This is a genomic window from Exiguobacterium sp. JMULE1 (genome assembly GCF_013337175.1).
GTDB classification, from domain to species: domain Bacteria; phylum Bacillota; class Bacilli; order Exiguobacteriales; family Exiguobacteriaceae; genus Exiguobacterium_A; species Exiguobacterium_A indicum.
Genome location: NZ_SGWC01000002.1, coordinates 3,057,451 through 3,084,442, shown reverse-complemented (window position 1 = coordinate 3,084,442; position 26,992 = coordinate 3,057,451). Strand labels below are relative to the sequence as shown.

The 26,992-nt window shown below is 49.4% G+C and carries 26 protein-coding genes; 24 read left to right on the top strand and 2 right to left on the bottom strand.

Annotation, left to right across the window (positions count from 1 at the left end; translation table 11 throughout):
- Positions 1 to 11 precede the first annotated feature (11 nt).
- Entirely contained in the window at positions 12 to 1,403 is a 1,392-nt protein-coding gene (gene dnaA / locus EXW93_RS16155) for a chromosomal replication initiator protein DnaA (RefSeq protein ID WP_023469863.1), read from the bottom strand.
- A 737-nt stretch (positions 1,404 to 2,140) separates the two neighbouring features.
- On the opposite strand from dnaA, the gene rpmH reads away from it, so the two are divergent.
- The 8 genes from rpmH (at position 2,141) to EXW93_RS16575 (ending at position 9,630) form a co-directional block, all read left to right on the top strand.
- Positions 2,141 to 2,275 (top strand): 50S ribosomal protein L34, encoded by a 135-nt coding sequence (gene rpmH / locus EXW93_RS16150; protein ID WP_012371910.1) that lies wholly within the window; start codon positions 2,141 to 2,143, stop codon positions 2,273 to 2,275.
- Between the two features lie 166 nt (positions 2,276 to 2,441).
- Positions 2,442 to 2,792, top strand: coding sequence for a ribonuclease P protein component (rnpA, locus tag EXW93_RS16145; protein WP_023469862.1), 351 nt, complete (start codon positions 2,442 to 2,444; stop codon positions 2,790 to 2,792).
- Between the two features lie 104 nt (positions 2,793 to 2,896).
- Positions 2,897 to 3,751 (top strand): membrane protein insertase YidC, encoded by an 855-nt coding sequence (gene yidC, locus EXW93_RS16140; protein WP_023469861.1) that lies wholly within the window; start codon positions 2,897 to 2,899, stop codon positions 3,749 to 3,751.
- Positions 3,752 to 3,898: 147 nt separating this feature from the next.
- Positions 3,899 to 5,281, top strand: a complete 1,383-nt coding sequence (gene mnmE / locus EXW93_RS16135) for a tRNA uridine-5-carboxymethylaminomethyl(34) synthesis GTPase MnmE (RefSeq protein ID WP_305798091.1) — start codon at positions 3,899 to 3,901, stop codon at positions 5,279 to 5,281.
- A 43-nt stretch (positions 5,282 to 5,324) separates the two neighbouring features.
- Positions 5,325 to 7,214 (top strand): tRNA uridine-5-carboxymethylaminomethyl(34) synthesis enzyme MnmG, encoded by a 1,890-nt coding sequence (gene mnmG / locus EXW93_RS16130; protein WP_174316735.1) that lies wholly within the window; start codon positions 5,325 to 5,327, stop codon positions 7,212 to 7,214.
- A 5-nt stretch (positions 7,215 to 7,219) separates the two neighbouring features.
- Positions 7,220 to 7,936, top strand: coding sequence for a 16S rRNA (guanine(527)-N(7))-methyltransferase RsmG (gene rsmG, locus EXW93_RS16125; protein ID WP_023469858.1), 717 nt, complete (start codon positions 7,220 to 7,222; stop codon positions 7,934 to 7,936).
- A gap of 48 nt (positions 7,937 to 7,984) precedes the next feature.
- Positions 7,985 to 8,827, top strand: coding sequence for a nucleoid occlusion protein (noc, locus tag EXW93_RS16120; protein ID WP_023469857.1), 843 nt, complete (start codon positions 7,985 to 7,987; stop codon positions 8,825 to 8,827).
- Positions 8,828 to 8,865: 38 nt separating this feature from the next.
- Positions 8,866 to 9,630, top strand: a complete 765-nt coding sequence (locus EXW93_RS16575; protein WP_035395440.1) for a ParB/RepB/Spo0J family partition protein — start codon at positions 8,866 to 8,868, stop codon at positions 9,628 to 9,630.
- Between the two features lie 37 nt (positions 9,631 to 9,667).
- Here the strand turns inward: EXW93_RS16575 and yyaC are convergent, their stop codons facing one another.
- Complete coding sequence (yyaC, locus tag EXW93_RS16110; protein ID WP_254606225.1) at positions 9,668 to 10,333, bottom strand: spore protease YyaC; 666 nt, start codon at positions 10,331 to 10,333, stop codon at positions 9,668 to 9,670.
- A gap of 133 nt (positions 10,334 to 10,466) precedes the next feature.
- Between yyaC and EXW93_RS16105 the strand changes: the two genes are divergently transcribed.
- The 16 genes from EXW93_RS16105 (at position 10,467) to EXW93_RS16030 (ending at position 26,901) form a co-directional block, all read left to right on the top strand.
- Positions 10,467 to 11,396 (top strand): mechanosensitive ion channel family protein, encoded by a 930-nt coding sequence (locus EXW93_RS16105; protein ID WP_023469854.1) that lies wholly within the window; start codon positions 10,467 to 10,469, stop codon positions 11,394 to 11,396.
- On the top strand, positions 11,368 to 11,556 hold the full coding sequence (locus EXW93_RS16100; RefSeq protein ID WP_023469853.1) for a DUF951 domain-containing protein: 189 nt from the start codon (positions 11,368 to 11,370) through the stop codon (positions 11,554 to 11,556). Before EXW93_RS16105 ends, EXW93_RS16100 begins: the two co-directional genes overlap by 29 nt.
- 228 nt (positions 11,557 to 11,784) lie before the next feature.
- Positions 11,785 to 12,885: a redox-regulated ATPase YchF gene (ychF, locus tag EXW93_RS16095; RefSeq protein ID WP_023469852.1), complete on the top strand. Its 1,101-nt coding sequence runs from the start codon at positions 11,785 to 11,787 to the stop codon at positions 12,883 to 12,885.
- 120 nt (positions 12,886 to 13,005) lie between these two features.
- A complete protein-coding gene (rpsF, locus tag EXW93_RS16090; protein ID WP_023469851.1) occupies positions 13,006 to 13,293 on the top strand; it encodes a 30S ribosomal protein S6 in 288 nt (95 codons plus the stop codon).
- A 23-nt stretch (positions 13,294 to 13,316) separates the two neighbouring features.
- Positions 13,317 to 13,835, top strand: a complete 519-nt coding sequence (gene ssb / locus EXW93_RS16085) for a single-stranded DNA-binding protein (RefSeq protein ID WP_023469850.1) — start codon at positions 13,317 to 13,319, stop codon at positions 13,833 to 13,835.
- Positions 13,836 to 13,879: 44 nt separating this feature from the next.
- Positions 13,880 to 14,110, top strand: a complete 231-nt coding sequence (gene rpsR, locus EXW93_RS16080) for a 30S ribosomal protein S18 (protein WP_023469849.1) — start codon at positions 13,880 to 13,882, stop codon at positions 14,108 to 14,110.
- A gap of 134 nt (positions 14,111 to 14,244) precedes the next feature.
- Positions 14,245 to 16,230, top strand: coding sequence for a DHH family phosphoesterase (locus EXW93_RS16075; RefSeq protein ID WP_035395443.1), 1,986 nt, complete (start codon positions 14,245 to 14,247; stop codon positions 16,228 to 16,230).
- A complete protein-coding gene (gene rplI, locus EXW93_RS16070; protein WP_055969789.1) occupies positions 16,227 to 16,670 on the top strand; it encodes a 50S ribosomal protein L9 in 444 nt (147 codons plus the stop codon). Before EXW93_RS16075 ends, rplI begins: the two co-directional genes overlap by 4 nt.
- A 19-nt stretch (positions 16,671 to 16,689) precedes the next feature.
- Positions 16,690 to 18,042, top strand: coding sequence for a replicative DNA helicase (dnaB, locus tag EXW93_RS16065; protein WP_023469846.1), 1,353 nt, complete (start codon positions 16,690 to 16,692; stop codon positions 18,040 to 18,042).
- Positions 18,043 to 18,253: 211 nt separating this feature from the next.
- Positions 18,254 to 19,546, top strand: coding sequence for an adenylosuccinate synthase (locus EXW93_RS16060; protein ID WP_023469845.1), 1,293 nt, complete (start codon positions 18,254 to 18,256; stop codon positions 19,544 to 19,546).
- Between the two features lie 440 nt (positions 19,547 to 19,986).
- Positions 19,987 to 20,694, top strand: a complete 708-nt coding sequence (yycF, locus tag EXW93_RS16055) for a response regulator YycF (RefSeq protein ID WP_023469844.1) — start codon at positions 19,987 to 19,989, stop codon at positions 20,692 to 20,694.
- A gap of 2 nt (positions 20,695 to 20,696) precedes the next feature.
- On the top strand, positions 20,697 to 22,547 hold the full coding sequence (gene walK, locus EXW93_RS16050) for a cell wall metabolism sensor histidine kinase WalK (RefSeq protein WP_055969786.1): 1,851 nt from the start codon (positions 20,697 to 20,699) through the stop codon (positions 22,545 to 22,547).
- Entirely contained in the window at positions 22,544 to 23,860 is a 1,317-nt protein-coding gene (gene yycH, locus EXW93_RS16045) for a two-component system activity regulator YycH (RefSeq protein ID WP_023469842.1), read from the top strand. Before walK ends, yycH begins: the two co-directional genes overlap by 4 nt.
- Positions 23,861 to 23,866: 6 nt before the next feature.
- A complete protein-coding gene (locus EXW93_RS16040; RefSeq protein ID WP_023469841.1) occupies positions 23,867 to 24,703 on the top strand; it encodes a two-component system regulatory protein YycI in 837 nt (278 codons plus the stop codon).
- A 10-nt stretch (positions 24,704 to 24,713) separates the two neighbouring features.
- A complete protein-coding gene (locus EXW93_RS16035; protein WP_023469840.1) occupies positions 24,714 to 25,505 on the top strand; it encodes an MBL fold metallo-hydrolase in 792 nt (263 codons plus the stop codon).
- A gap of 106 nt (positions 25,506 to 25,611) precedes the next feature.
- On the top strand, positions 25,612 to 26,901 hold the full coding sequence (locus EXW93_RS16030; protein WP_174316734.1) for a S1C family serine protease: 1,290 nt from the start codon (positions 25,612 to 25,614) through the stop codon (positions 26,899 to 26,901).
- The last annotated feature ends 91 nt before the right edge of the window (positions 26,902 to 26,992 follow it).

Sequence of the window (26,992 nt, the reverse complement as noted above, 5' to 3'; positions counted from 1 at the left end):
TATCCACAGTTTTATGAATGCTTCAATTCATGTTTGATTTGTTCGATGACTTTTCCCGTTTCCCCGTCCGATTTGATCAACATACTAATCTTTTCATGGGCATGGATGACGGTCGTATGGTCGCGTCCCCCGAATTCTTCTCCGATTTTCGGTAAAGAGCTCTCCGTCATCTCCCGTGAGAGATACATCGCGATTTGACGTGGGAAGGCAATCGATTTCGTCCGTTTTTTCGCCTTCAGATCATCAAATGGCAAATTGAAGTGCTTACTGACCGACTCCTGGATGTCACGAATCGTAACTTTACGAGGTTCAGCGACCGGCATGATGTTATGCAAGGCTTCCGCAGCAACATTTGGATCGATTGGTCGTCCGACGAGATTCGCATAAGCGATAACGCGGGTTAACGCCCCTTCGAGCTCACGAATATTCGTATCAATTTGACTTGCGATGTAAAGCATGACTTCGTTTGAGACGTCAAGTTGCTCCGCATTCGCCTTTTTCCGTAAAATCGCAATCCGTGTCTCGAGATCCGGTGGCGTGATGTCGGTGATTAATCCCCATTCGAAACGAGAACGAAGCCGATCTTCAAGCGTTGGAATCTCTTTTGGTGGTCGGTCACTTGAGATGATGATTTGTTTTTGGTCGTTGTGCAAGGCATTGAATGTGTGGAAAAACTCTTCTTGCGTCTGTTCTTTGCCCGCAAGGAACTGGATGTCATCAATTAAGAGGACATCGATGTTACGGTATTTATTTCGAAACTCAACCGTCTTATTATCACGGATGGAGTTAATGAAGTCATTCGTAAAGCGTTCAGAAGAGACATAGGCAATCCGTGTCCCGAGATTTTGATCTTGAACGTACTGTCCGATGGCATGCATCAGATGGGTTTTGCCAAGACCAACGCCACCATAGATGAAAAGCGGATTGTATGCTTTAGCAGGCGCTTCCGCAACAGCAAGTGAAGCGGCATGCGCAAAACGGTTCCCCGATCCGATGACGAATGTATCGAACGTATACTTCTCATTCAATTGTCCGAGTTCACTCATCGTCAGTTCCTCTGTTGGTCTCCGCATGTTCGATGGACGCGATTTCGGAGTCGGTGTTGCCTCAACACGTTCCTCTTCTTGTCGATCGAGCATTTTCTTCGCTTGTCCCTCTTCAATGAACTGAATATCGAGTCGGCTTCCTGTTACTTCCTCAACTGTGTCTTCGAGTAAAGATAAGTACTGGCGCTCGAGCCATGTCACCGTAAACGCAGCTGGTGCTGAAACGAGTAGTGTCGTTCCATTTAGCGTGACGCCTTCTGTGGATTTCAACCACATATCATAACTAGCTTTCGGTGTTCGTTCCTCTTCCTCGATCACAGATAAGACATTATGCCAAAGTTCGGCAGCGTTTTTCATAAATACCCCCCTTTTTTTATCAAGATAGAAAATTTTTGTACACAGGCTTATACACAGACAAAGTTAATGAAGAAACTCGACTTATCCCCATAACGTAAAAACTGTGGATAACGTTATCCACAGGCAGTTGAATCTGTGTATAAAGTTATCCACAGGGTGTGTATAACTTGTTTTGTCCTGAACGATCAGGATCATGTTATGCACAATTAGTGTATCAAAAGAAATGAGCCCTGGCAATGGTTGGAATGATTTATCCACAAGTAAATTAAACCGTCCACAGGTAGTTACCCACAAGCTGTGGATAGTGTGGATAAATTGTGGATAAGAGGTGGATAACTTTTCGAAAGAGGAAGCGTTGAAAAAGAGTTATTCACAAAATACAAAAGAAGTGGAAAAAGGAAATCCAAAATCGAGGATTGACGTCGATTTTAAAAAATACTATCGTAGACAAAGTGAAGAGTTATCCACGGAAAGTGTGGATAATGTGGATAAGTCTGTGGATAGGTGGATAAGTCTACACACATCCCCTCTATGATCCATATGTATTCTATCGCGTAATAGAGTTTGCACAGTCGAATCCTATTGCCTGTTTTCAAACTAGAACTCCCTTAAGCAGGACAAGAAATCTTCTGAACTTTCATTGACAATGCCACAATCAGTTTATATAATGTACAAGACTGCCTTAAAGTAGAAAATAACAATTGGTTATAAAGATCTTTTAAAGGAGGTGCAGACGAATGAAACCAACTTTCAACCCAAACAACCGTAAGCGTAAAAAAGTTCACGGATTCCGTGCGCGTATGGCTACGAAGAGTGGCCGCCGTATCTTGGCTGCTCGCCGTCTTAAGGGCCGCAAAGCCTTGACTGTCTAATGCATTGATGCATCCATCACTTCGGGCATGATCCGAGGTGATTTTTTTTTATGTTTTTTCGTGTGTTCGTGCTTTTGTCACATGCGCCCTATCGCGTCGCATGTTTATTCTATGATATGATGAGAGACGACGAATTTTCGTAGTGTCAGGATGGAGTGTGAATAAGGTGAAGAAGGAATACCGCGTCAAGAAAGACAAGGAGTTCCAAGCGGTGTTTACTAAAGGAGCCTCTGTCGCAAATCGGCAATTTGTCGTGTATGCCTTGAAAAAGGAGCAACAGACTCACTTTCGGGTTGGTTTATCCGTCAGTAAGAAAATCGGGAATGCCGTCGTCCGGAATCAGGTAAAACGGTATCTTCGGGAAGCATGCCAGCAGCATGAAGCCTCGATTGCCCCGAATTATGATTTGGTGATCATCGCGCGCAATCCGGCCGCGAAGATGACCGCGCAAGAAGTGGCTGACAGTCTCCGTCACGTGCTCAAACGTTCCGGTGTCTGGATGCGATCAAAAAAATGAATCGTAGCAATGCATCCTGTTGATTTGTACGGCGCTCCCTTTCCTTGCCTTACTATAGAAGAAGATGGCGTTCGACAAAGCGTAAACAATTTCTAGGAGGAATTATGAACAAGAGAACTAAGATTTGGTTAACTCTCGGACTCATGTCCGTGCTCGCGATCGTATTATCCGGCTGTACACCTAGTTCGTATGGTACTGGTGAACCGATCACAGCAGACACAGAAGGTTTTTGGAAACATTACTTCGTTTGGCCGATGGCGTGGTTGATTCGTGAGATTTCACAGTTCTTTAGCGGTGATTACGGTATCGGAATCATCATTACGACACTTCTCGTTCGTCTTGTCATCCTTCCATTGATGATTAAACAAACGAAGAGTATGGGTGGAATGCAAGTCATTCAACCAGAAATGATGAAGCTTCGTGAGAAATACAGCTCAAAAGACCAAGAGACACAACAGAAATTGCAACAGGAAATGATGAAGCTCTATCAAGAGCACAACGTCAATCCACTTGCAGGCTGTTTACCGATCTTGATCCAAATGCCGATTTTGATCGCGTTCTACAATGCCATCATTTATACACCAGCTATTTTCCAACACACGTTCCTCTGGTTCGACCTTGGGAAACCGGATCCATTCTTCATCTTGCCGATCATGTCTGCGGTACTAACATATCTGCAACAAAAGATCTCGATGGCAGGTCAAGAAGACAACCCACAAATGAAAATCATGCTTTACGTCTTCCCAATCATGATCTTCATCATGGGTGTTACACTCCCATCTGCCCTTTCGCTTTACTGGGTCGTCGGTTACATCTTCTCGATCATCGTCACGATCGTCATCATGAAGCCAATGCGTGAAAAGATTAAGTTGCAGACGGAAGCGACAATGGCTGCTAAACGTGAAAAAGAAGCAGCACAAGCAGCTCCGGCTCCTAAAAAATCGAAAAAGAAACGCTAATACGTGAAGAGCGACGCTTTGTTTTGACAGAGTGTCGCTCTTTTTCTTTTGCGTCATTTCGTGTATAGTTGTTTCGTTATACCCATTGCAACGATTAAGGATTAAATACTCATAAAAAGACAGAAGAAAAACGAGGTGGAAGAACGGATGATGGAATTTGATACGATTGCCGCGATTTCGACGCCGATGGGAGAAGGGGCGATTGCAATCGTGCGCTTATCAGGTCCTGATGCAGTCGCTGTAGCCGACCGTGTTTACAAAGGGAGCAACCGCTTGACGGAAGTACCAACCCATACGATTCATTACGGGAAATTGGTCGACCATGAGGCGGACCGTGTCGTCGATGAAGTAATGGTGAGTGTCATGCGCGCACCAAAGACGTTTACACGTGAAGATGTCATCGAATTGAATTGTCATGGAGGAGTCGTCGCGGTCAATCGTGTCCTCGAACTCATCCTCGCCCAACCGGAAGTCCGGCTGGCGGAACCTGGTGAATTTACGAAACGCGCGTTCTTGAACGGACGCATCGATTTGTCACAAGCGGAAGCCGTCATGGATTTGATCCGGGCGAAGACGGACCGAGCGATGCATGTCGCCGTCAGTCAGATTGAAGGACGTCTCTCGAAACTCGTCCAAGAATTACGTCAACAATTGTTACAGACGATTGCTGCGATCGAAGTCAACATCGATTACCCGGAATACGATGCAGAAGAGATGACGCAACAGATCGTCGAACGTGATGCTGGTGCTGTCCGCGCGATTTTGGCAGAGTTATTAACAACGGCACGCCAAGGAAAAATCTTGCGCGAAGGGTTATCCACAGCGATCATCGGTCGTCCGAACGTCGGAAAGTCGTCTTTGCTCAACACATTGGTGCAAGAAGCAAAGGCCATCGTCACGGATATCGCGGGAACGACACGCGATACGATCGAGGAGTACGTCAATGTTCGCGGTGTACCGTTGAAGTTGATTGATACGGCAGGGATTCGCGAGACGGAAGATATCGTCGAACGGATGGGTGTTGAAAAGTCGCGTCAGGCTTTGAAGACGGCCGATTTAATCTTACTCGTCCTCAACGGGAATGATGTTCTGACGGATGAGGACGTCTTGCTGTTTGAAGCAATCAAAGGAATGAACGCGATCATCATCGTCAACAAGAGTGACTTGGCGCAACAGATTGACTTAGCGCGTGTCACGGAGCTTGCTGATGGTCGACCAATCGTCACGACATCCTTGCTCGAAGAAGCAGGCGTCAACGATCTTGAAGCAGCGATTGCGAGTCTGTTCTTTGAACAGGGTGTCGAAAGTCAGGATATGACGTACGTCTCAAATGCGCGTCACATCCAGCTCATCAAACGAGCGAGTCAAATGATTGAAGATGCTCTCGGTGCAGCAGAAGCAGCGATGCCGATCGACATGGTACAGATCGATTTACGACGAGCGTGGGATACGCTTGGCGAAATCAATGGTGATACAGCACAGGATAGTTTATTGGATCAGTTGTTTTCGCAGTTCTGTCTCGGGAAATAATTCGAGACGACTGCGTGTTGAATAAGAAGGAGGAACCAGTACTATGGCTTATCAAGCAGGTGAATTCGACGTCATCGTCGTCGGAGCCGGACATGCCGGCATCGAAGCCTCTCTTGCTGCGGCACGAATGGGCTCGAAAACGGTCATGTTGACAATGAATCCCGATATGGTCGGATTCATGTATTGCAACCCGTCGATCGGTGGTCCTGCAAAAGGAATCGTCGTCCGGGAAATCGATGCGCTCGGTGGCGAAATGGCACGCGCGATCGATGCAACGTATATTCAAATGAAAATGTTAAACACATCAAAAGGTCCTGCCGTGCGAGCACTACGGGCACAGGCGGATAAATTCGAATACCAAAACCGAATGAAAAAAGCGCTCGAGGATGAACCGAATCTGCTCTTACGTCAAGCGCTCGTCGAACGGTTATTGATTAACGACGAAGGACGTTGCGTCGGTGTCGTCACGAATACAGGGGCGGAGTACCGGGCGAAAGCGGTCATCATCACGACAGGAACGTTCATGCGCGGAAAAATCATCATCGGTGAATTGTCGTACGAGAGTGGTCCGAACAATCAGATGCCATCGATCAATCTATCGAAACATCTTGAAGAACTCGGATTTGAGCTCGCACGTTTCAAGACAGGTACACCACCGCGAATCGACGGGAAAACGATCGATTACTCGAAGACGGAGATTCAACCAGGTGACGAAGTAGCACTTCCATTTAGTCATGAAACGACTCAGATGATCACGGAACAGATCCCATGCTGGTTGACGTATACGACGGAGTATACGCATCAGTTGATCGATGCGAACCTGCACCGCTCACCAATGTTCTCTGGGATGATCAAAGGAACAGGTCCACGTTATTGCCCATCGATCGAAGATAAGGTCGTCCGGTTCAACGATAAACCGCGTCACCAAATCTTCCTTGAGCCAGAAGGTCGCGATACGGAAGAAGTCTACGTGCAAGGATTATCAACAAGCTTGCCGGAAGACGTCCAACACGATATTCTCCGCTCGATTCCAGGGCTTGAGAATTCAGAAATGATGCGTCCTGGTTATGCGATTGAGTACGATGCCGTTGTTCCGACACAACTCTGGCCAACGCTCGAGACAAAACGGGTTCCGGGTTTATTCACAGCGGGTCAAATCAACGGAACAAGTGGGTATGAGGAAGCAGCGGGGCAAGGAATCATGGCAGGGATCAATGCCGGACTACAAGTCCAAGGCAAAGAACCACTTATCTTGTCACGTTCACAAGGCTATATCGGTGTCATGATCGATGATCTCGTCACGAAAGGTACGAACGAACCATACCGTCTCTTGACGTCACGCGCCGAGTACCGGTTGTTGCTCCGTCATGATAATGCGGACCTTCGCCTATCGGAAATCGGACATGAACTCGGATTGATCTCGGAAGAGCGCCAAGCGAAGTTGCTCGATAAACAAGAACAAATCCGTCTTGAGATGAAACGTCTTGAGAAGGTCGTCATCAAAGCGACAGCGGACGTGAATGCACAGCTAGAAGCAATTGGTGCATCACCACTCAAGGAAGCGCTGCATGCGATCACGTTGCTGAAACGTCCGGAAATTACGTATGCGATGATCGCGCAGATGACACCACCGGAAACACCACTGTCTGCAGAAGCAGCAGAACAAGTCGAAATCCAAGTCAAATATGCCGGCTACATCGATAAACAACTTGATCAAGTCGAAAAAATGATGCGGATGGAGCAAAAACGGATTCCGGATCGTCTCGATTACGATGCGATCAGTGGATTAGCGATTGAAGCGAAACAAAAACTAAACCAAGTGCGTCCGCTCTCGATCGGACAAGCATCCCGGATCTCAGGGGTAAACCCGTCTGATATCTCGATTCTGCTTGTCTACATCGAGCAAGGCCAATACGCATTGACTGCGGAGTGAACGAGATGAACCAACAGCAATTCGTAACAGCATTGGCAGCACAGGGACTTGAAGTCTCAGAACATCAGTTGCATCAATTCAAACGGTATTATGAACTGCTCGTCGAGTGGAATGAAAAGATGAACCTGACAGCGATCACGGACGAAGAAGATGTCTATCTCAAGCACTTCTACGATTCGATCACAGCAGCATTCTATTTCGATTTCACGACGGTCACGACGGTTTGTGATGTCGGAGCGGGCGCTGGTTTCCCAAGTCTGCCGATCAAGATCATGTTCCCCCATCTCCAAGTGACGATTGTCGATTCACTGAACAAACGAATCGGCTTCCTCAATCATTTGGCGACGGAACTCGGACTCGAAGGTGTCGCGTTCCATCATGGACGCGCCGAAGAGTTCGGTAAAAATAAACAATTCCGCGAACGGTTTGATGTCGTGACAGCACGTGCGGTCGCCCGGATGTCCGTTCTCGCGGAATATTGCCTACCGCTTGCGAAAGTCGGGGGTCAATTCGTTGCCTTGAAGGCAGCGAAAGTCAGTGAAGAGCTCGAGGATGGTGCGATTGCCTTAAAAGTACTCGGTGGGAATTTACGGGAAAGTTTCCAGTTCCAATTGCCAGGCGAGGAAAGTGAGCGTAATATCGTTATTGTAGATAAAAAACGAACAACACCCGGGAAATATCCGCGTAAAGCGGGTACGCCTGCAAAAGATCCATTAAGCTAAACACCGTTTCACGTGAAACGATGACTGATAAAGGTGAGGTGCGCCAACGTGAGAAATGCAATTGCCAAGCTGCTCGGTAAGGGAGGGCAACCTGCTACGATCGAGCTTGACCCACAAGAGACGGTTCAGGAATTACCATTGACAGAACTTGTCGCAAACCAGTTCCAACCACGGACAGTGTTTGATGGGGACCGAATTGAAGAGCTAGCCGTTACGATCGAAGAGCATGGATTACTCCAGCCGATCGTCGTTCGAAAACAAGGAACAGGATACGAAATCATTGCGGGAGAACGACGATACCGGGCAGTGCGCTCGCTTGGTTGGGAAACGATTCCTGCCATCGTCAAAGAGATGACGGACGAGACGACTGCTTCACTGGCATTGATTGAAAATCTGCAACGCGAAGATTTGACACCAATCGAAGAAGCAGAAGCCTATGAGCGCTTGCTTGCGTTACAAGACATCACGCAAGAAGTGTTAGCTCGTAAGCTCGGACGTAGTCAATCGACGATTGCTAACAAATTGCGTTTGCTTCGATTGCCAACGGATGTCCGGGAAGCGTTGAAGCAACGGACGATCACGGAGCGTCATGCCCGTGCGTTATTACCGCTCAAGGATGAAGCGCTACAAGTAACGGTACTCGCTGAAATTCTGGAACGGGAATGGAACGTCAAGGAGACGGAGCGCCGGGTGGAACGATTGATGACACCACAGCCACCGAAGAAAAAACGTCATAAGAGCTTTGCTCGCGATACACGGATTGCGTTAAATACCCTTCGCGATTCCGTCGATATGATCGAGCAAACCGGATTGACGATTGAAAAAGAAGAAGTCGATTGTGAAGAATATGTAGAGGTGCGGATTCGCATCGTGAAGGCACGTCCGGAATAAGCGGTCGTGCCTTCCGCTACGTTTAGGAGAGAAGGCAAGTGAACGAATTACCTGTTCGGGCGATTCGCCCGAATCCGACTCAACCCCGGAAACGATTCAATGAAAAAGCATTAGAAGAGTTAGCCCAATCACTCGTTCGGCACGGGATGATCCAACCGATCGTCGTCCGACCACGTGATGGCTATTATGAAATCATCGCCGGCGAACGACGGTATCAAGCAGCGAGTCGCGCAGGATTCGAACGTGTACCGGTCCTCGTGATCGAAGCAGACGAGACACGCGTGATGGAGCTCGCTTTGATCGAAAACATCCAACGGGCGGATTTATCCGCGATTGAAGAGGCGATGGCGTATGCGGAGATGATCGAGGAATTCGGCATCACGCAAGCAGAGCTTGCGCAGCGTGTCGGCAAAAGTCGTTCGCACATCACGAACAGTCTTCGGTTACTACAATTGCCGCTACTCGTTCAACAAGCGGTGATGGATGAGCGGTTATCGATGGGACATGCCCGTGCCCTGTTGTCGCTAAAGCATCCAAAGAAAATCGAGCAGATGGCAGAACGCGTCATGGCGGAAAATTGGAACGTCCGTCGATTAGAGCAGGCGCTTCGAGAACGGAAAGAATCCACTCGTCCGCAACAAGCGACTGCTGTCCAATTCGTCGAAGAGTCGCTTCGCGAAAAATACGGGGCGACGGTACGGATCAAACAAGGCAAACAAGCAGGGAAACTCGAGATTGATTTTGCAGATGAAGACGACCTCAATCGGTTGCTCGACTTGTTATTACCTGAATCGGATCAATGAAAAAGAAGCGTTCCGGTGACGGTTCGCTTCTTTTTGATTACATCGAGCGTGGCGTAAAGGAAATCGTCGTCCGTGTCGACTCAGCGGATAATTTCGCATCGAGCATGTGGAAACTGTTCGCGACGAGTTCTGCTAATTCATAAACGAGGTGTAACCGTGTATTTTGGAGAATCATCATCTCCATGAAGCCACTGACGTTAACGACAGCCTTGATGTTGAAGTCACCGACCGCTGGCAATTCTTTTTGAACGCCGGCACCGGGTGCGAGTGGACCTTCCGAGAAGAAGACGTGCCCAACGCTTGAAAGTCGACCAAGACATGCATCGATTGCGATGACAAGTGGACGATAATGGGTCGTTTGGATTGAGTGAATCGTTTCAGCGAGATTCAGTGCATGGACGGGTTTAGCGAGTGTACCGTAAACGTGGAGATGAGTAGGTGCTTGTTTTTCAAGGAATGTTCCGACAAGTGGACCGAGTGAGTCGCCCGTCGAACGATCAGAACCAATGCAGACGAGTACGATTGGTCGTTTTTCCTGGACTGCGGAGATTTGTTCGAATAATTGTTCGGCTAAGCGTTCTTTCGCGAACGGTTCCGTATATTCTAAAAGAAAGAATAGGGCTTGGGCTCGTGCGAATGAAAGCGGAAATTCATCGAAATCATCTCTTCTTCTCTTGGTGTCGGTGTCGTGGTGGATTGGCAAGAGTGAAGGGTTCTTAGATGATTTTCCTTTCCCGGTTTTTCCAAAAATCTAACGTCAAAATCGGCTCTTTGGTTGAAACTCAATTAAAATCACGTATACTGTCGTAATAGAGAGAACAAGAAAGGATGAGAGAATGGCTACCAATCAAGATGTACAAGAATCCGTCGCCCAAGTCGATAAACTAATCAATCAAGTAATGGATGCGGATATGTGGATTCGTTTTGGGATGAAACTACTGATTGCGCTCATCATCATCGCGGCGTTCTATGTGTTAACGCGCGTTTTGACTGGGGCAGTCTCGCGTCTCTTTACGATTAGGAAAATCAATGAACAGGACTACTTGGCGCAACGTCAGAACGAGACATTACTGAAGTTGCTCCAAAATGCGATTCGTTACGTACTCGGAATCGTCATGTTGTTGACGGTACTCAGTCAGTTCGGAATCAACATCACCGGTCTTGTCGCCAGTGCGGGGATTGCCGGTCTTGCGATTTCGTTCGGTGCGAAGAACTTGGTGCAAGATATCATTACCGGAGCGTTCATCATCTTCGAACGCCAGTTCAAAGTCGGAGATTATGTACGCGTCGGTGTGATCGAAGGAGTCGTCACGGAACTTGGAATCCGGACGACGAAACTAAAAGGACTCAACGGGGAGATCCACATCATCCCGAACGGTCAGATTTTGCAAGTCACGAACTATTCGGTCGACAACAGTTTCGCGCTCGTTGATGTTCAAGTCTCCTATGACGAAGATCTCGAACGGGTCGAACAAGTCTTGCATGAGATCGCGGACCGGACAACGAAGAAGTATGTCGATATGTTCGTCGAACCGATTCAGATGCTTGGCGTCCAGACGCTTGGTCCTTCTGAAGTCGTCTATCGTTTGATGGCAGAAGTACCACCGATGCAACATTTCCAAGCCGGTCGTCTAATCCGGAAGGAATTGAAGCAAGGACTAGAAGAAGAAAACATCAAGATCCCGTATCCACGGATGGTCATGATGAATCCAGAACAAAAGAATGGTGGACAAACGGATGATTCCAAAAACGTATCAACTCCATGATTATGTTGAGATGAAGAAGCAGCATCCATGTGGTACGAACCGATGGCAAATCATTCGGGTCGGCATGGATATCCGAATCAAATGTCAAGGTTGCGGGGCAAGCATTTTGATGCCACGTCGTGATTTTGATAAACGATTGAAAAAAGTCTTACCAGAGTAATGAAAAGCGGATCTGATCCTCGTGATTAGATTCGCTTTTTTGTTGTCTTGCTTAAGTGGAGCGGTTGCGTTCGGTTAGGACGTGAGTAAAAAAGACGGTCGAGCTCCTTGCTTAAAAAAATTGAACTATCTATAATTGTGAAAGATGTGCTGACGTGGTGTAATCATTCTACCCACTGCGGCCGCTAGCACGGATTTCCTAGGAAATACCGAAAAGGAGGAATTCCAAGTGGGATTAACAGCAGGAATCGTTGGCTTACCAAACGTAGGAAAATCAACACTTTTTAACGCCATCACACAAGCAGGTGTAGAGGCAGCGAACTACCCGTTCGCAACGATCGACCCGAACGTCGGTGTCGTTGAAGTACCAGATGCACGTCTTCGGAAATTGACGGAACTCGTCAACCCGAAAAAGACGATCCCGACAGCATTCGAATTCACGGATATCGCAGGTATCGTAAAAGGCGCGTCTAAAGGGGAAGGTCTCGGAAATAAATTCCTCGCGAACATTCGTGAGGTAGATGCGATCTGTCAGGTCGTGCGTTGTTTCGTCGATGAAAACATCACACACGTGGCCGGAAAAGTCTCACCGATCGATGACATCGAGACGATCAACCTCGAATTGATCCTCGCAGACCTCGAGCAAGTCGAAAAACGGATTCAGCGTGTCCAAAAACAAGTCAAGTCACGCGATAAAAACGCAGCGGCTGAACTCGAAGCACTTGAAATCGTGCAAGCATTACTCGAAGACGAGAAACCAGCACGTCTCGCTGAATTGAACGAAGATCAAGCAGCTCTCGTCAAACACTTCCAATTGTTGACGATGAAACCGATGCTTTACGTTGCAAACGTTGGCGAAGATGAAGTCGCAGACGCGGACAATAACGAAAACGTCCGTCTCGTACGCGAATTCGCAGAAAAAGAAGGTTCTGAAGTCATCGTCATCTGTGCTCGGATTGAAGAAGAGATTGCAGAGCTTGAGCCAGAAGAACGTCAAGAGTTCCTCGTCGATCTCGGAATCGAAGAATCAGGTCTTGATCAATTGATCCATGCAGCATACAGCACGCTTGGTCTTGCGACATACTTCACAGCAGGTGAAAAAGAAGTACGCGCTTGGACGTTCAAAAAAGGGATGAAAGCTCCGCAATGTGCGGGTGTCATCCACTCGGACTTCGAACGTGGATTCATCCGTGCAGAAGTCGTTTCGTACGAAGATTTAGCAGCAGCAGGCAACATGGCTACAGTCAAGGAACAAGGACGTTACCGTTCAGAAGGTAAGGAATATGTCTTCCAAGACGGCGATGTCGTCACATTCCGCTTCAACGTCTAATCGAAATCGAATCGTTATTGCATAAAGCAAAATACTTTGGTAGTATTAACGAATGTGAGTAATGAATTATTGCTCCTTGCTCGAACATTCGAGCCGCCAGTCCAAGAGGAGGTGACAGATATGCGTAAATACGAAGTACTTTACATCATCCGTCCGGAACTTGATGAGGAAGCACGCAAAGCAACAGTGGAGCGTTTCAACAAAGTCCTCACTGATAACGGTGGTACAGTTGATAAAACAACTGAAATGGGTAAACGTCGTTTCGCTTACGAAATCAATGATATGCGTGAAGGGTTCTACGTTCTTCTTAACGTTTCTGCTGAACCAGCAGCTACAAAAGAACTTGACCGTCTCATGAAGATCAGTGACGATATCGTTCGCTTAATGATCACAAAAGACGAGAAATAAGCTGAAACAGGAGAGTGATTCTGATGATTAACCGCGTCGTTTTAGTCGGTCGGTTAACTCGTGACCCGGAAATGCGTTATACGCAGAGCGGGATTGCGGTAACGCGATTCACACTCGCATGTGACCGTCCTTTCACAGGGCAAGATGGGAAGCGAGAAGCTGATTTCATCGATTGCGTCGTTTGGCGCAAGCAAGCAGAGAACGTTGCTCAGTATTTGAAGAAGGGTAGTCTTGCTGGTGTAGAGGGTCGCCTCCAGATTAGCAGCTACGACGATAAAGAAGGGCAACGCCGTTATCGTGCGGAAGTCGTCGCTGATAGCGTCCGCTTCCTTGAGTCACGTAACGCGAGCCGTTCTTCGGATGGTAGCGAAGGCTACGCTTCATCTACTGGTGGAAACGGGAATGCTGCAGGATGGGGTTCACAGCAACAGCAGAACAACTCTTCCTCGCCAGCACCCGCTTCATCGAATTCGGGCTTCGGCGCTGATCCGTTCAGCGGCGGTAGTTCGATCGACCTTTCAGACGACGATCTCCCGTTCTAAGGAAATCGTCCTGAAAAATCCAAGTTAAAAAGGAGGTTAATCACATGGCACGTCGTCCAGGTGGAAAACGTCGTCGTAAAGTATGTTACTTCACGTCGAACCACATCACTCATATCGATTATAAAGACGTAGAACTTCTCAAACGTTTCATTTCGGAACGCGGTAAGATTCTTCCACGTCGTGTGACTGGTACTTCAGCGAAATACCAACGTCCACTTACAATCGCAATCAAACGCGCACGTCAAATGGCTTTAATCCCATACGTGGCTGACTGATTTCGTAGCACCATCCTCATGCGTGAGGATGGTGCTTTTTTTCGCTTCCCTTTCATCCCCTCCTGCTTTTCGGTTATAATAAACAAGTTACTAAAAATTTAAATGAACCCTATAGAGCATATAAGGAGGACACGATGGAGTCAGGTCAACAAGTATCACCGGAACGAGAACGACGCATCGTTCGCTTCATTCCGTATCTATTAATCGTCGGTCTGCTTCTCGTCGTCGCTGTACGTGAACCGATCATCTCTGCTATCGGAGCCGTCGTGACTGCCCTCCTCTTCGGATTGCACCTATTCGAAGAACGCCGTGCACGCAGGGCATGGGAGGCATACGTCGCCGGAATCTCGATGCAAGTCGAGGAGACGGGACAAGATGCGTTGACGAACATGCCAATCGGGATTTTGTTATACGATGAGGAAACCCTCGTCACCTGGTTCAATGATCCGATGCGGGAGATCTTTGATGATGTAGCGATGGGACAGACGCTCAATGAGCTCGATCCCTTATTCATCGAAATGGTCGCGACGAACGAGGACCAAGCGACGCTTGAAATCGGTGATGCGGTATATCGCGTCTTTTCAAATCATGAGAATCGGACGTTCTATCTGTTCGATATGACAGAAGAAGCACAAGTCGAACAACAACTCGTCGATAATCAGACAGTCATCGGCGTTATCTATCTCGATAACTACGATGAGATGACACAAGGTATCGAAGATCAGTTGCGCAGTGAGTTGAACAGCCGAGTTACGCAACTGTTGAATCACTGGGCAGCCGAACACGGAACGTATATCAAACGAACCGCATCTGATCGGTACTTCATCGTCACGACAGAAGAGAATCTTCGGATTCTCGAACGATCGAAGTTCACGATTCTCGATACCGTGCGCGAAGAGACGAGTCAGCGTGGTGTCCAGTTGACGTTATCGATCGGAATTGGTTGCGGAAGTGACCCGATTCCGGCGCTTGGTCTGATGGCTCAGTCGAGTCTCGATCTCGCATTAGGACGGGGAGGCGACCAAGTCGTCATCAAACGCGATGGAAAAGTCCGCTTTTATGGCGGCAAGACGAATCCGACAGAAAAACGGACACGTGTCCGAGCACGTGTCATTGCCAACTCGCTTCGTGACTTAATGCAGGAATCGAGCCGTGTCCTGATCATGGGGCATAAGAATCCGGATATGGATGCACTCGGATCAGCGATCGGCATTTTGAAGCTTGCGGAAATGAACGATAAGGAAGCGCATATCGTTTTACCGCCAGAAGAAATCGGTCGTGGGATTCGCCGGATGATGGACGAGATCGCTGAAGTACCACAACTCGAGACACGGTTCGTCAATGCGTTTCAAGCCGATCAGTTAATTGACGATCAGACGTTACTCGTCGTCGTCGATACCCACAAACCGTCGCTCGTCGTCGTGCCGACGTTACTCGATCGATTCGAGCATATGGTCGTGATTGATCATCACCGGCGTGGGGAGGACTTCATCGAAGATGCGGTCCTCGTTTATCTCGAGCCTTACGCATCGTCGACGTCAGAACTCGTCACCGAGTTGATCGAGTACCAGCCGACGAATCAGAAGCTATCGATGCTTGAGGCGACGGCGTTACTTGCCGGAATCATCGTCGATACGAAAGGCTTTGCCCTTCGGACCGGCTCGCGGACGTTCGATGCTGCCTCTTACTTGCGTTCACAAGGTGCTGACACGGTGCTCGTGCAAGAGTTCCTCAGTCAGGATCTTGAGACGTACGTTGAGCAGTCACATATCCTCGAGCGGTCCGAGGTCTATACGAAAGGGATGGCGATTGCGACAGCAGAACCTGGCGTCATTCACGATCAAGTCTTGATCGCACAAGCGGCTGATCAATTGTTGTCGCTTCAAGGCATTCGTGCTGCCTTCGTCATTGCGGAACTTCAAGACGGACGGACAGCGATCAGTGCCCGTTCACTCGGAGAAGTCAACGTCCAGTTGATCATGGAGACGCTCGGAGGCGGCGGTCACTTGACGAACGCGGCGACACAGATGTCAGAATCGGTCGTCACGGTCGCGGATGCGTTGCGTAAAGCGATCGATCAATATCTAGAAGATGAGACAAAAGGAGAGGAATCAGAATGAAGGTTATTTTCTTACAAGATGTAAAAGGACAAGGTAAAGCAGGAGACGTCAAAGACGTGGCCGATGCTTATGCAAATAACGTACTCTTCAAGAAAAAGTTGGCGCGTCCTGCGACGACTGGCAACTTGAAGCAACATGAAGCACATGAACGTAAAGCAGCAGAAGAAGCGAAACAGAACTTGCTTGACGCGCAAGCGTTAAAAGAGAAAATCGAAAAAGAGACGATCATCGTCTCGACGAAAGCCGGTGAAGGCGGTCGTGTCTTCGGTTCTGTCACAAGCAAACAGATCGCGGAAGCACTCAAGAGCATGGGTTACAAAATCGACAAACGTAAAATCGAGCTCGAGCACCCAATCAAGGCACTCGGCTTTACGAAGGTACCATTGAAGCTACACAACGAAGTGACAGCGACGCTGAACGTTCAGGTCAAAGAGGCGTGAGTAGAAAAGGGGAACGGTGATGAGTGAAGTCATGCAAAATATGCCTCCCCAAAGTATCGAGGCAGAACAAGCCGTCCTAGGGGCGATCATGATTGATGCGGATCGTTTGATCAGTGCATCAGAACGTCTGTTACCGCAGGACTTTTACCGTGCCTCTCACCAACGGATCTTCGAAGCGATGCTCGTGCTGTCCGACCGAGGCGAAGCGATCGACCTCGTCACGGTCACAGCCGAGCTGAGTACGCTTGGCATCCTAGATGAGATCGGTGGTCTACCGTATCTAGCGGAACTAGCGGAAGGTGTACCAACCGCAGCCAACATCAATTACTACGTCAACGTCGTTGACCAGAAGTCGACGCTTCGGCGTCTCATTCGGACGGCGGGTGAAATCGTCACTGACGGATACGAGCGGCAAAACGAGGTCGATGTCCTGCTGAATGAGGCAGAACGGAAGATTCTCGAAGTATCACAAGGAAAAGGGAGCGCGAGCTTCATCCCGATCTCGGACGTCTTGACGAGTGCCTATGCAACGATTGATAAATTGCATAAGCAAAGCGGCGAGACGACGGGGATTCCGACCGGTTTCCAGGATCTCGATAAGATGACGGCCGGCTTCCAGCGTAACGATCTAATCATCGTCGCAGCACGTCCATCGGTCGGGAAGACGGCGTTTGCCTTGAACATCTCGCAAAACGTCGCGACACGCGCTGACGAGAACGTCGCCATCTTCAGTCTTGAGATGGGTGCCGAACAGCTCGTCATGCGGATGCTCTGTGCCGAAGGAAACGTCGATGCGCAGCGTCTGCGGACTGGTCAACTCGAGGAAGAGGACTGGGGCAAGTTATCGCTTGCGATGAGTAACCTGTCTCAAGCCGGCATCTACATCGACGATACACCAGGTATTCGGGTTAACGATATCCGGGCGAAGTGCCGTCGTTTGAAGCAGGAGCACGGTCTTGGGATGATCATGATCGATTACTTGCAGCTGATTCAAGGGAATGGTCGCTCCAGCGACAACCGTCAACAAGAGGTTTCGGAAATTTCCCGTTCCTTGAAATCACTCGCGCGTGAACTCGAAGTCCCCGTCATCGCCTTATCGCAGCTCTCCCGTGGGGTTGAGAGCCGTCAAGATAAGCGACCGATGATGTCGGATATCCGGGAATCGGGAGCAATCGAGCAAGATGCCGATATCGTCGCCTTCTTGTATCGTGACGATTACTACAATAAAGAAACGGAAGATGCGAATACGATTGAGATCATCATCGCAAAACAGCGGAATGGTCCAACCGGTACCGTCAAGCTCGCCTTCCGAAAAGAATTCAACAAGTTCGTGGATCTCGAGCCAAGCAACTCGTACGCGCCACCAGCTTAATCCAAGCTACGTTTTGTCTTCGATCAATCGGAGATAAAACGTAGCTTTTTTTATTTTCACCTAAAGATTCTCAGTTTGTTCACCAAAAACGATAATTAAACGAACGAAAGAGAATTGTAACAATTAATTGTTCGGTATTTGGTTGACTTCTCTTTTTTATCGCGTTACACTTAGTCGTGGTTTTGAATCGTACGTGGAGGTGGATGATAAGATGTCATCAGTAGTAGTAGTCGGAACACAGTGGGGCGACGAAGGAAAAGGGAAAATCACCGATTTTCTTTCGAAACAAGCCGACGTCGTAGCACGTTATCAAGGTGGAGACAATGCAGGACATACGATCGTATTCAATAACGAGACGTACAAATTGCACTTGATCCCATCAGGTATTTTTTACTCGGATAAGAAATGTGTCATCGGGAACGGTCTCGTCGTCAACCCGAAATCACTCGTCAAGGAATTGAAGTATCTGCACGATCGTGGTGTCTCAACGGATAACTTGTTAATTTCGAATCGGGCGCATGTCATCTTGCCGTATCATCAGTTGCAGGATCAGTTAGAAGAAGAAGCGAAGGGCGACGCAAAAGTCGGAACGACGCTAAAAGGAATCGGACCGTGTTACATGGATAAAGCCGCACGAATCGGTATCCGGATGGCAGACTTACTCGACAAAGAAACGTTCGCTGAGAAGTTGAAGATCGTTCTCGACCAAAAGAACCGGATGTTCACGAAGATGTATGACGCTGAACCAATCGCGTTCGACGATATCTTCGAAGAGTACTATGCGTATGGACAAGAGTTCGCGAAATATGTCTGCGATACATCTGTCGTCGTCAACGATAGCCTTGATCACGGCGAAAAAGTGTTGTTCGAAGGCGCACAAGGTGTCTTACTCGACCTTGATCACGGAACGTATCCGTTCGTTACATCATCGAACGCATCTGCTGGTGGTGTCGCATCAGGCGTCGGTGTCGGTCCAGCTCGGATTGACCACGTCGTCGGTGTCTGTAAAGCGTACACGTCACGTGTCGGTGACGGTCCGTTCCCAACGGAATTGTTCGATGACATCGGGCACCAAATCCGTGAAGTCGGTCGTGAATACGGAACAACGACAGGACGTCCGCGTCGTGTCGGTTGGTTCGACTCTGTTGTCGTTCGCCACTCGCGCCGTACAAGTGGATTGACGGATCTTGCGCTCAACTCGATCGACGTCTTGACAGGACTCGACACGTTGAAGATCTGTACATCGTACGAATTCAACGGTAAACAGATCGATGAGTACCCAGCAAGCTTCCGTGATCTCGAAGCATGTGTTCCAGTTTACGAAGAACTGCCGGGCTGGAAAGAGGACATCACAGGTGTCCGTCGCTTTGAAGATCTACCGTTGAACGCACAGAACTACGTTAAGCGGATTGCGGATCTCACAGGTATCTCGCTCGTCACGTTCTCGGTCGGACCGGGTCGTGAACAGACAGTCGTCTTGCGTGATCTCTACGAAGAAGCATAAGTCTCAACAGGACTGACTTAAAAAAGAATGACGCGTCTTTTCACGCCCTTTCCTCAGGCGAGACACAAGCCAGTTTTCCTGCTTCATTTAAGCAGGAAAGCGGGTCTTGTTTGTCTCTGACAGCGCATCAATGCGCTTTTCCTGTAGGAGTGGCGTGTGAGCGTCATTCTTTTTATTACGGAATAGGGGTGGCAGATCATCATTCTGCCACCCCTATCTTTGTCGAGACTGACTTTTGAGTCAGCACCGTTTTTTGTGCGAAATGGTTCACAAACGGAAGCAAAAACAGGTATACTAAATACAGTGTTTCACGTGGAACCTCTCTCGTGAGACGACGAACAGCAGAGAGAGTGGCGCCGGGAGTTTCCGTCGCCACCTTTCTATATGCCGAAAAAACAGGTAAAATAGATTGAATAGAAATTTTTAAGGGGGCACACCCAGTGACGGAACGCAAAATTCTAGTCGTCGATGACGAGTTACCGATTGCAGATATACTCAAGTTTAAATTAGAAAAAGAAGGCTACCAGGTCGCGATCGCAAATGACGGCGTGGAGGCATTAGAGAAATTCGAGGAGTTCAAACCGGATTTGATGTTACTCGACATCATGCTTCCGCTGATGGACGGGATGGAAGTCTGCCGGGAAGTCCGGAAGACGTCGAAGATTCCAATCATCATGTTGACAGCGAAGGATTCCGAAATCGATACGGTACTTGGTCTTGAGCTTGGCGCGAACGATTACGTGACGAAGCCATTTAGCTCGCGCGAGTTACTTGCCCGCGTGAAAGTCCATTTACGCAACACGAGTCCGGAAGCTACACCACAACCCGTTGGACCAGGTCCACTCAAAGTCGGAGAACTATATATCGATACGAATTCGCATACGGTGACACGTAAGGATCAAAAGATCGAGCTGACGCAGCGTGAGTTCGAATTGTTGCACTACCTCGCGAAAAACATCGGTCAAGTTATGACACGTGAGCATTTGTTGCAGACGGTCTGGGGCTATGACTACTTCGGTGACGTCCGGACAGTCGACGTAACGGTACGTCGTCTCCGTGAGAAAGTCGAAGACAACCCAAGTACGCCGGTCTATATCATGACGCGTCGTGGGGTCGGCTACTATCTCCAAGACGGGGAGAATGAATAACGATGTTAAAAGGAACGAACTTCTTTAAATCCATCCAATGGAAACTCGTCGTCATCTATGCCTTATTGATCTTAGTGGCGATGCAGGTCATTGGCGTCTATTTCGTTCGTTCCCTTGAAAAGCAGTACATTACGAACTTCTCGAAGTCGGTCGAGGACCGGGCAGGTCTTGTCGCCTATAACGTCGGGAAGGAATTCGATAAAACAGGCGATGATGAAGCCTCCAAACGGCAGTTGTCCCAATCACTAGGGCAACTGCTGTCTGAGTTTAGTAATGGCTCCACCTCAAGGAACGACATCCTCGAAGTTCAAATCATTGACCAGGACTCGATCATCCAGGCGACATCGGATAACGAGAACCAGTCGGCGGTCGGACAACGGGCGACGAATTCATTGATTAAAAAAGCACAGGCAACGAGCTCGACCCGGACGGACACCGTGCTTGATCCGGAATCAGAGGATAAGATCCGAATCTTTGCCGTACCGGTCACTTCGGAACGAGATGGCGTCACGACCGGGATGATTTATGTCCGCGCCTCGATGGAGTCGATCTATTCGCAGATGCAACAGGTCACGCGGATTCTTGCGACCGGAACGGTCATCGCTCTCGTTATCACGTCGATTCTTGGTGTCTTGCTGTCGCGGACGATCACGCGCCCGATTTCCGATATGCGGCGTCAAGCGATCGAGATGCGACGCGGGAACTTCTCGCGGAAGGTTAAGGTCTATTCGGACGATGAGATCGGGCAACTCGCTCGTTCCTTCAACGAATTGACGGATGAGTTGCTCGAAGCGAACGCGACGACGGAAGCTGAACGGCGGAAGTTGACGAGCGTCCTTGAGAACATGACCGATGGCGTCATCGCGACGGACCGGACGCTGCGCGTCATCTTGATGAACGATCAAGCGAAAGATATCGTCGGTGCGGACGATGCGAGCGTCGTCGGCACGAACTTGAAGGACTTACTGGCACTTGGTGACGATTTCATGATTCCGGAAGACGGTACGATGCCACCGCGTCTGCTTGATTTCAGCAGTGAGGATGAACTGTTCCTCGTCCGGGCATTCTTCTCGCCCGTCAAGAAACACAGTGGTCCGATTACCGGGATGATCGTCGTCCTGCATGACGTCACGGAACAGGAGCAAGTCGAACAGGATCGTCGCGAATTCGTCGCGAACGTCAGTCACGAGCTCCGGACACCGCTGACGACGATGCGCAGCTATCTCGAAGCCTTGGCAGAAGGAGCGTATCAGGACGAGGAACTCGCACCGCGTTTCCTTGAGACGACACAAAACGAGACGGAGCGGATGATCCGCCTCGTCACCGATCTTTTACAGCTGTCGAAGATGGACAGTAAGGAATACAAAATGAACAAGGTCCGCTTCGATTACATTCAGTTCCTGAATGAGATTCTCGATCGCCATGACATGACGAAGCCGGAACGGATTCGTTTCCGTCGTAAGATCATGAAGCGGAAAGTCTATATCCGTGGGGATCAGGATAAATTGATCCAAGTCGCAGACAACATCCTGACGAACGCAATCAAGTACTCACCGGAAGGCGGAACGATCACCGTCCGGACGATGCTCCGGGCAAAACGGATCGTCATCAGCATCAAGGATGAAGGTGTCGGAATCCCGAAAGCGAATCTCCAAAAAATCTTCGAACGCTTCTATCGTGTCGATAAAGCCCGTGCCCGTAAAATTGGCGGCACCGGTCTTGGTCTGTCGATTGCAAAAGACGTCGTTTCGGCACATGGTGGCGACATCTGGGCAGAAAGTGAGTGGGGACGCGGCACGACGATTTACTTCACGCTTCCGTATGAGGTGATCGAAGAGGTGGATGCCGGATGAAGAAACAACACTGGAGTTCGCTGTTACTCGTCCTGCTTGTCGCCGGTTCGATCGCTCAGACAGCGATGCTCTGGACCTATCATCCAAGCAGTGAATCAATCGAGCGGGAACAGGTCTCGTTCAACGAGATCGATGCCTCAAAGACGATTGAAAGCAACCAACTGATCAACCCGGAACTACTCGTCTATTCGGACCAGGAAGGGATCTATCAGACACAAATCATCGGTCGGACCTTCCTTAACCGCATCGGTGCGTCGTTTAACATCGGTGTCCTCGTCTTGACGGATAAAGCGAATAACATCCCGGTCGGTGACCGGAGTGTCGAGATGATTTTCCCGACACCGATCAGTGCGACGATTCTTGAAGAGTTACTCGGCGAAAAACAAATCGCCTTCTCGGAACCAATCAAACGGCTTTATTTACTCGATTATGATGGACCAATCCTCCGTCTTGAGTCGGCGACCGGTCGCCTGAAGGACTTCAAGCTCGTCGGCGATGAGACGGTTCTGAAGCGACTGTTCGCGCATGATAAGAAAAAACCGATGACACGCGTCGAACTCAAAGGTGGCGATTATACGTATGTCGCGAGCGGTACGACGCGACTAGAGCAAGTCTTCGTCTATGACGAGGTCGGGCAATCGCCAAAACCACTCGATCGCATCCGGAGTGCCTTTTTTGCCGAGAACTCGAACGTCCAGCAAATCAAGAGTCGGGATGATCTTGACGTCTTGACGGACGGTGTCAGCGTTTCGACGTATGACCGAAACTACAATGTCTATCGCTTCAACACGTTATCGCCGAATACCCAAAGCTCGACCGTCGATTACAGCACGCTCGTCAGCTATGTCAACATTCATGGGGGCTGGCTCGATCAAGATACCCAGCGTAGTGGTTTCCGGTATTACTTTGATCAGATGAGTAAAAAGAGTGAGGAACAGACGGCGACGTTCCGATTGTATCTGAACCGATATCCGGTATTTGGGGAGAGTGGTCCGCTACTCGAACAGACGAAGTTCGATCTCGCGACACTGAAGATCATGTATGAGGAGAACCAAGTCCGATCGCTCAGCCGTAGCATGCTTCGGGCGAAGCGGAAATTGATCCTTCGGGAAGAGACGGTGCCAGCCGTTGAAACGGTTCTCGAACGTCTGAGCCGTGCTGATCTCTTAAAAGAGATCAGTGGAATCCGGATTGGATATGAGATGACGTATAAGATTTCAACGAGCCGCTATGCCGTCTTTGAGCCGACGTGGTTCATTAAGATCGACGGTGTCTGGCAATCGATCAATCAAGCTGTCGGGAATGAGGGGTGAGGATGAATGGACTGGAGTAAAGCGAAGACCTTATTGATGCTGACCTTTTTGATCCTGAACGTCTACCTCGCCATTCAATTGATGGACCGGATGGTCGAGCCGCGGATCGTCGCGACGAGTGCGACCGGTAAATCGATCTTGAAGGATCGTCAAATCGATGAGAAAAAGCTACAACCGGTTACGCGAGACATCGGCTATTTAACAGCCGAAGTCGATGCGCGGACGCTAGCGCCACTCGCGAGTTCACCGATTCGTGACGCGGTCGCCTCCGTCAAGAACGATGTCGAGTGGTCGGTCCGGTTGACGAAACCGTATCGACTCGATGCGAAGACGATGCGGGATTCTGCTTCATCGTTCGTTCAAGCATCAGTTCGATATGGTGCCGAATATACATTTTGGAAGTATGATAGTAAGTATCAGGAGATGACATTCGTTCAGACGTATAAGGGACAGCCGCTCTATTCGACACCACAGCAGTCGCGTGAGGACGATGCGATGATCGGACCGTCCCTGCTCGTCTTGCAGCTCAACGATGCGAAGGAAATCGTCAGCTACAAACAACGCCACTTGAACAAGGTCGTCCGGCAAGCGCAGGACGTGACGTTGTTATCGGCAAGTGAAGCAATCGTCCAGTTGTCGGAGCAAGGCTTGTTCCCGGCATCGAAGCGGTTGACGAGTCACAAGCTCGGTTATTTCTGTCTCGTCACGGAAGGCACGGAATCGGTCCAAATCCTGCCGCCGACGTGGCAAATCGAGCTCGATAATGAAGAAGTCTATTTCGTCAATGCGATTGATGGCGGTGTCCAGACCGTCGAACGATTGGATACAGTCTCAGAGAAATGAGGAATGCACGATGAGCCTACACTACAGCGTCATGGCCAGTGGCTCGACGGGGAACGCCCTCTATATCGAAAGTGAACAGACCCGCTTGCTCGTCGATGCGGGATTGACCGGCAAGGCGATGCTCGCCTTGTTCGACCAGATCGACCGGTCGCCACATGGCATCGATGGTCTGTTCGTCACCCATGAGCACTCCGACCATATCAAAGGCGTCGGCATCATGGCGCGGAAGTACAATATCCCGCTCTATGCGAATGAAAAGACATGGGCAGCGATGGAAGCGAAGATCGGTAAGATTGATCCGGCGCTGAAGTTCCTCTGGGAAGTCGGAGAGGTCAAGCAGTTCGGTGACATCGAAGTCGAATCATTCAACGTTAGTCACGATGCAGCCGATCCGATGTTCTTCCAGTTCGCCCATGAAGGAAAACGGTTGGCACACATCACCGATACCGGATACGTCTCGGACCGAATGAAAGGTGTCATTCGGGGCGCTGATGCCTATATCTTCGAAGCGAACCATGATATCGGTATGCTCCAGATGGGACATTACCCGTGGAGCGTCAAACGACGGATCCTCGGGGATTACGGACACGTCTCGAACGAGGACGCCGCAATCGCGATGAGCGAGGTCCTCGATGACCGGACGAAACGTATCCACATGGCCCACTTGAGCAAGGACAACAACATGAAGGAACTCGCCCGGATGAGCGTCTCCCAGACGCTCGCGAGCCGTGACGTCGATCTGAGTAAGATTCAGCTTCTCGACACGGATCCGGTCATTCCGACACCGCTCCTAAAGCTTTGATTATGGGAAATTACTGAATATGCTCAAAAGACCCCCACATTTGGCTCACTTGCCACGTGATGGGGGTATACTTGTGTAAAGAGAGTCATAAAGGAGGCGTATGTCGATGGATCGACCCGAAGAACCACGGAACGAATCCGAACGATACGAACAGTCATCCGATGAGAGCGGCTTCCCGCCCCGTCAACCGGCAACGAGCGAACCGGTCAGCCCTTATCGTGAACCATATGAAGAACAACCAGAACCATCGCGTCGTCGCGGTGCCGGAAAAGCCTTTTTCGTCGGTCTGATCGGCGGAATCGTCGGAGCCTTGTTGATCGCCCTCGTCGCGTGGCCGTTCGTCCGCGATGAGATGACGAGTCCGACTCCGGTTTCATCGACGACAGCGGAACAGACTGCGACACAGACGACAGAGGATGAAGCCGACATCGTCGGTGCGGTCGGTAAGACGAAGGAAGCCGTCGTGAGCGTGACGAACCTTCAGAGCTCGTTCCAAGGAACCGATCAGGAAACGGGTGCAGGGTCCGGCGTCATCTATAAAAAAGACGGCAATAAAGCCTACGTCGTTACGAACTACCACGTCGTTGAAGGGGCGAACCGCTTGTCTGTCACGTTATCCGACGGAACAGCACTCGAGGCAAAAGTCCTTGGAGAAGATCCGACGTACGATTTAGCCGTCCTGTCGATTGATTCATCGAAAGTGACACAAGTCGCAAAACTGGGGGATTCGGATACGTTACGTGCCGGTGAAACGGTGCTTGCGATCGGAAACCCACTCGGAATCTTCGCGAACTCCGTCACACGCGGTGTCATCAGTGCGCAGGAACGGACAGTTCCAGTCGATACGAACAAGGATGGACAGCAAGACTTCAACACGGAAGTCATCCAAACCGATGCAGCGATCAACCCAGGGAACTCCGGTGGAGCGCTCATCAATACTGCCGGTCAATTGATCGGGATCAACTCGATGAAGATTGCGGAAGCAAGTGTCGAAGGCGTCGGATTTGCGATTCCGATCAACGAAGCGTTACCAATCATGCGTGATCTTGAGCAAAATGGTGAAGTCGTTCGTCCACAGCTTGGGATTCAGATTCGTGACGTGCAGGAATTCCCAAGCGGATACCGCGAAGATCGTCTGAAATTACCGGATGATGTCACGAAAGGAATCGTCGTCGTTGGTCTAACCCGTAATAGTGGAGCCGAAAAAGCGGGTATGAAGGCAAATGATGTCATCGTCGAGATCAACGGAAAAGCGATCGCATCGTTCGCTGATCTAAAAAGTGTTCTCTACCGGGATGCAAAAGTTGGCGAAACGGTCAAAGTCACGTTCTACCGTGGCGGTGAAAAACAGACAGCAGATGTGAAGTTGTCGGCTCAGTCGCCAACCGTTCAGTAAGGTATCACCTAAAAACCATCCACAGGTCCGACCTGTGGATGGTTTTTTTGAGTATGGAAACCTGCGGCTTTTTCGGTCAGGAAGGTCGATA

Excerpts from the sequence above, each read along its gene's own strand:
- dnaA (WP_023469863.1), bottom strand. The coding sequence starts at position 1,403 with ATGAAAAACGCTGCCGAACTTTGGCATAATGTCTTATCTGTGATCGAG.
- rpmH (WP_012371910.1), top strand. The coding sequence starts at position 2,141 with ATGAAACCAACTTTCAACCCAAACAACCGTAAGCGTAAAAAAGTTCAC.
- yidC (WP_023469861.1), top strand. The coding sequence starts at position 2,897 with ATGAACAAGAGAACTAAGATTTGGTTAACTCTCGGACTCATGTCCGTG.
- mnmE (WP_305798091.1), top strand. The coding sequence starts at position 3,899 with ATGATGGAATTTGATACGATTGCCGCGATTTCGACGCCGATGGGAGAA.
- mnmG (WP_174316735.1), top strand. The coding sequence starts at position 5,325 with ATGGCTTATCAAGCAGGTGAATTCGACGTCATCGTCGTCGGAGCCGGA.
- rsmG (WP_023469858.1), top strand. The coding sequence starts at position 7,220 with ATGAACCAACAGCAATTCGTAACAGCATTGGCAGCACAGGGACTTGAA.
- EXW93_RS16105 (WP_023469854.1), top strand. The coding sequence starts at position 10,467 with ATGGCTACCAATCAAGATGTACAAGAATCCGTCGCCCAAGTCGATAAA.
- EXW93_RS16100 (WP_023469853.1), top strand. The coding sequence starts at position 11,368 with ATGATTCCAAAAACGTATCAACTCCATGATTATGTTGAGATGAAGAAG.
- rpsF (WP_023469851.1), top strand. The coding sequence starts at position 13,006 with ATGCGTAAATACGAAGTACTTTACATCATCCGTCCGGAACTTGATGAG.
- ssb (WP_023469850.1), top strand. The coding sequence starts at position 13,317 with ATGATTAACCGCGTCGTTTTAGTCGGTCGGTTAACTCGTGACCCGGAA.
- rpsR (WP_023469849.1), top strand. The coding sequence starts at position 13,880 with ATGGCACGTCGTCCAGGTGGAAAACGTCGTCGTAAAGTATGTTACTTC.
- EXW93_RS16075 (WP_035395443.1), top strand. The coding sequence starts at position 14,245 with ATGGAGTCAGGTCAACAAGTATCACCGGAACGAGAACGACGCATCGTT.
- rplI (WP_055969789.1), top strand. The coding sequence starts at position 16,227 with ATGAAGGTTATTTTCTTACAAGATGTAAAAGGACAAGGTAAAGCAGGA.
- dnaB (WP_023469846.1), top strand. The coding sequence starts at position 16,690 with ATGAGTGAAGTCATGCAAAATATGCCTCCCCAAAGTATCGAGGCAGAA.
- EXW93_RS16060 (WP_023469845.1), top strand. The coding sequence starts at position 18,254 with ATGTCATCAGTAGTAGTAGTCGGAACACAGTGGGGCGACGAAGGAAAA.
- walK (WP_055969786.1), top strand. The coding sequence starts at position 20,697 with ATGTTAAAAGGAACGAACTTCTTTAAATCCATCCAATGGAAACTCGTC.
- yycH (WP_023469842.1), top strand. The coding sequence starts at position 22,544 with ATGAAGAAACAACACTGGAGTTCGCTGTTACTCGTCCTGCTTGTCGCC.
- EXW93_RS16040 (WP_023469841.1), top strand. The coding sequence starts at position 23,867 with ATGGACTGGAGTAAAGCGAAGACCTTATTGATGCTGACCTTTTTGATC.
- EXW93_RS16035 (WP_023469840.1), top strand. The coding sequence starts at position 24,714 with ATGAGCCTACACTACAGCGTCATGGCCAGTGGCTCGACGGGGAACGCC.
- EXW93_RS16030 (WP_174316734.1), top strand. The coding sequence starts at position 25,612 with ATGGATCGACCCGAAGAACCACGGAACGAATCCGAACGATACGAACAG.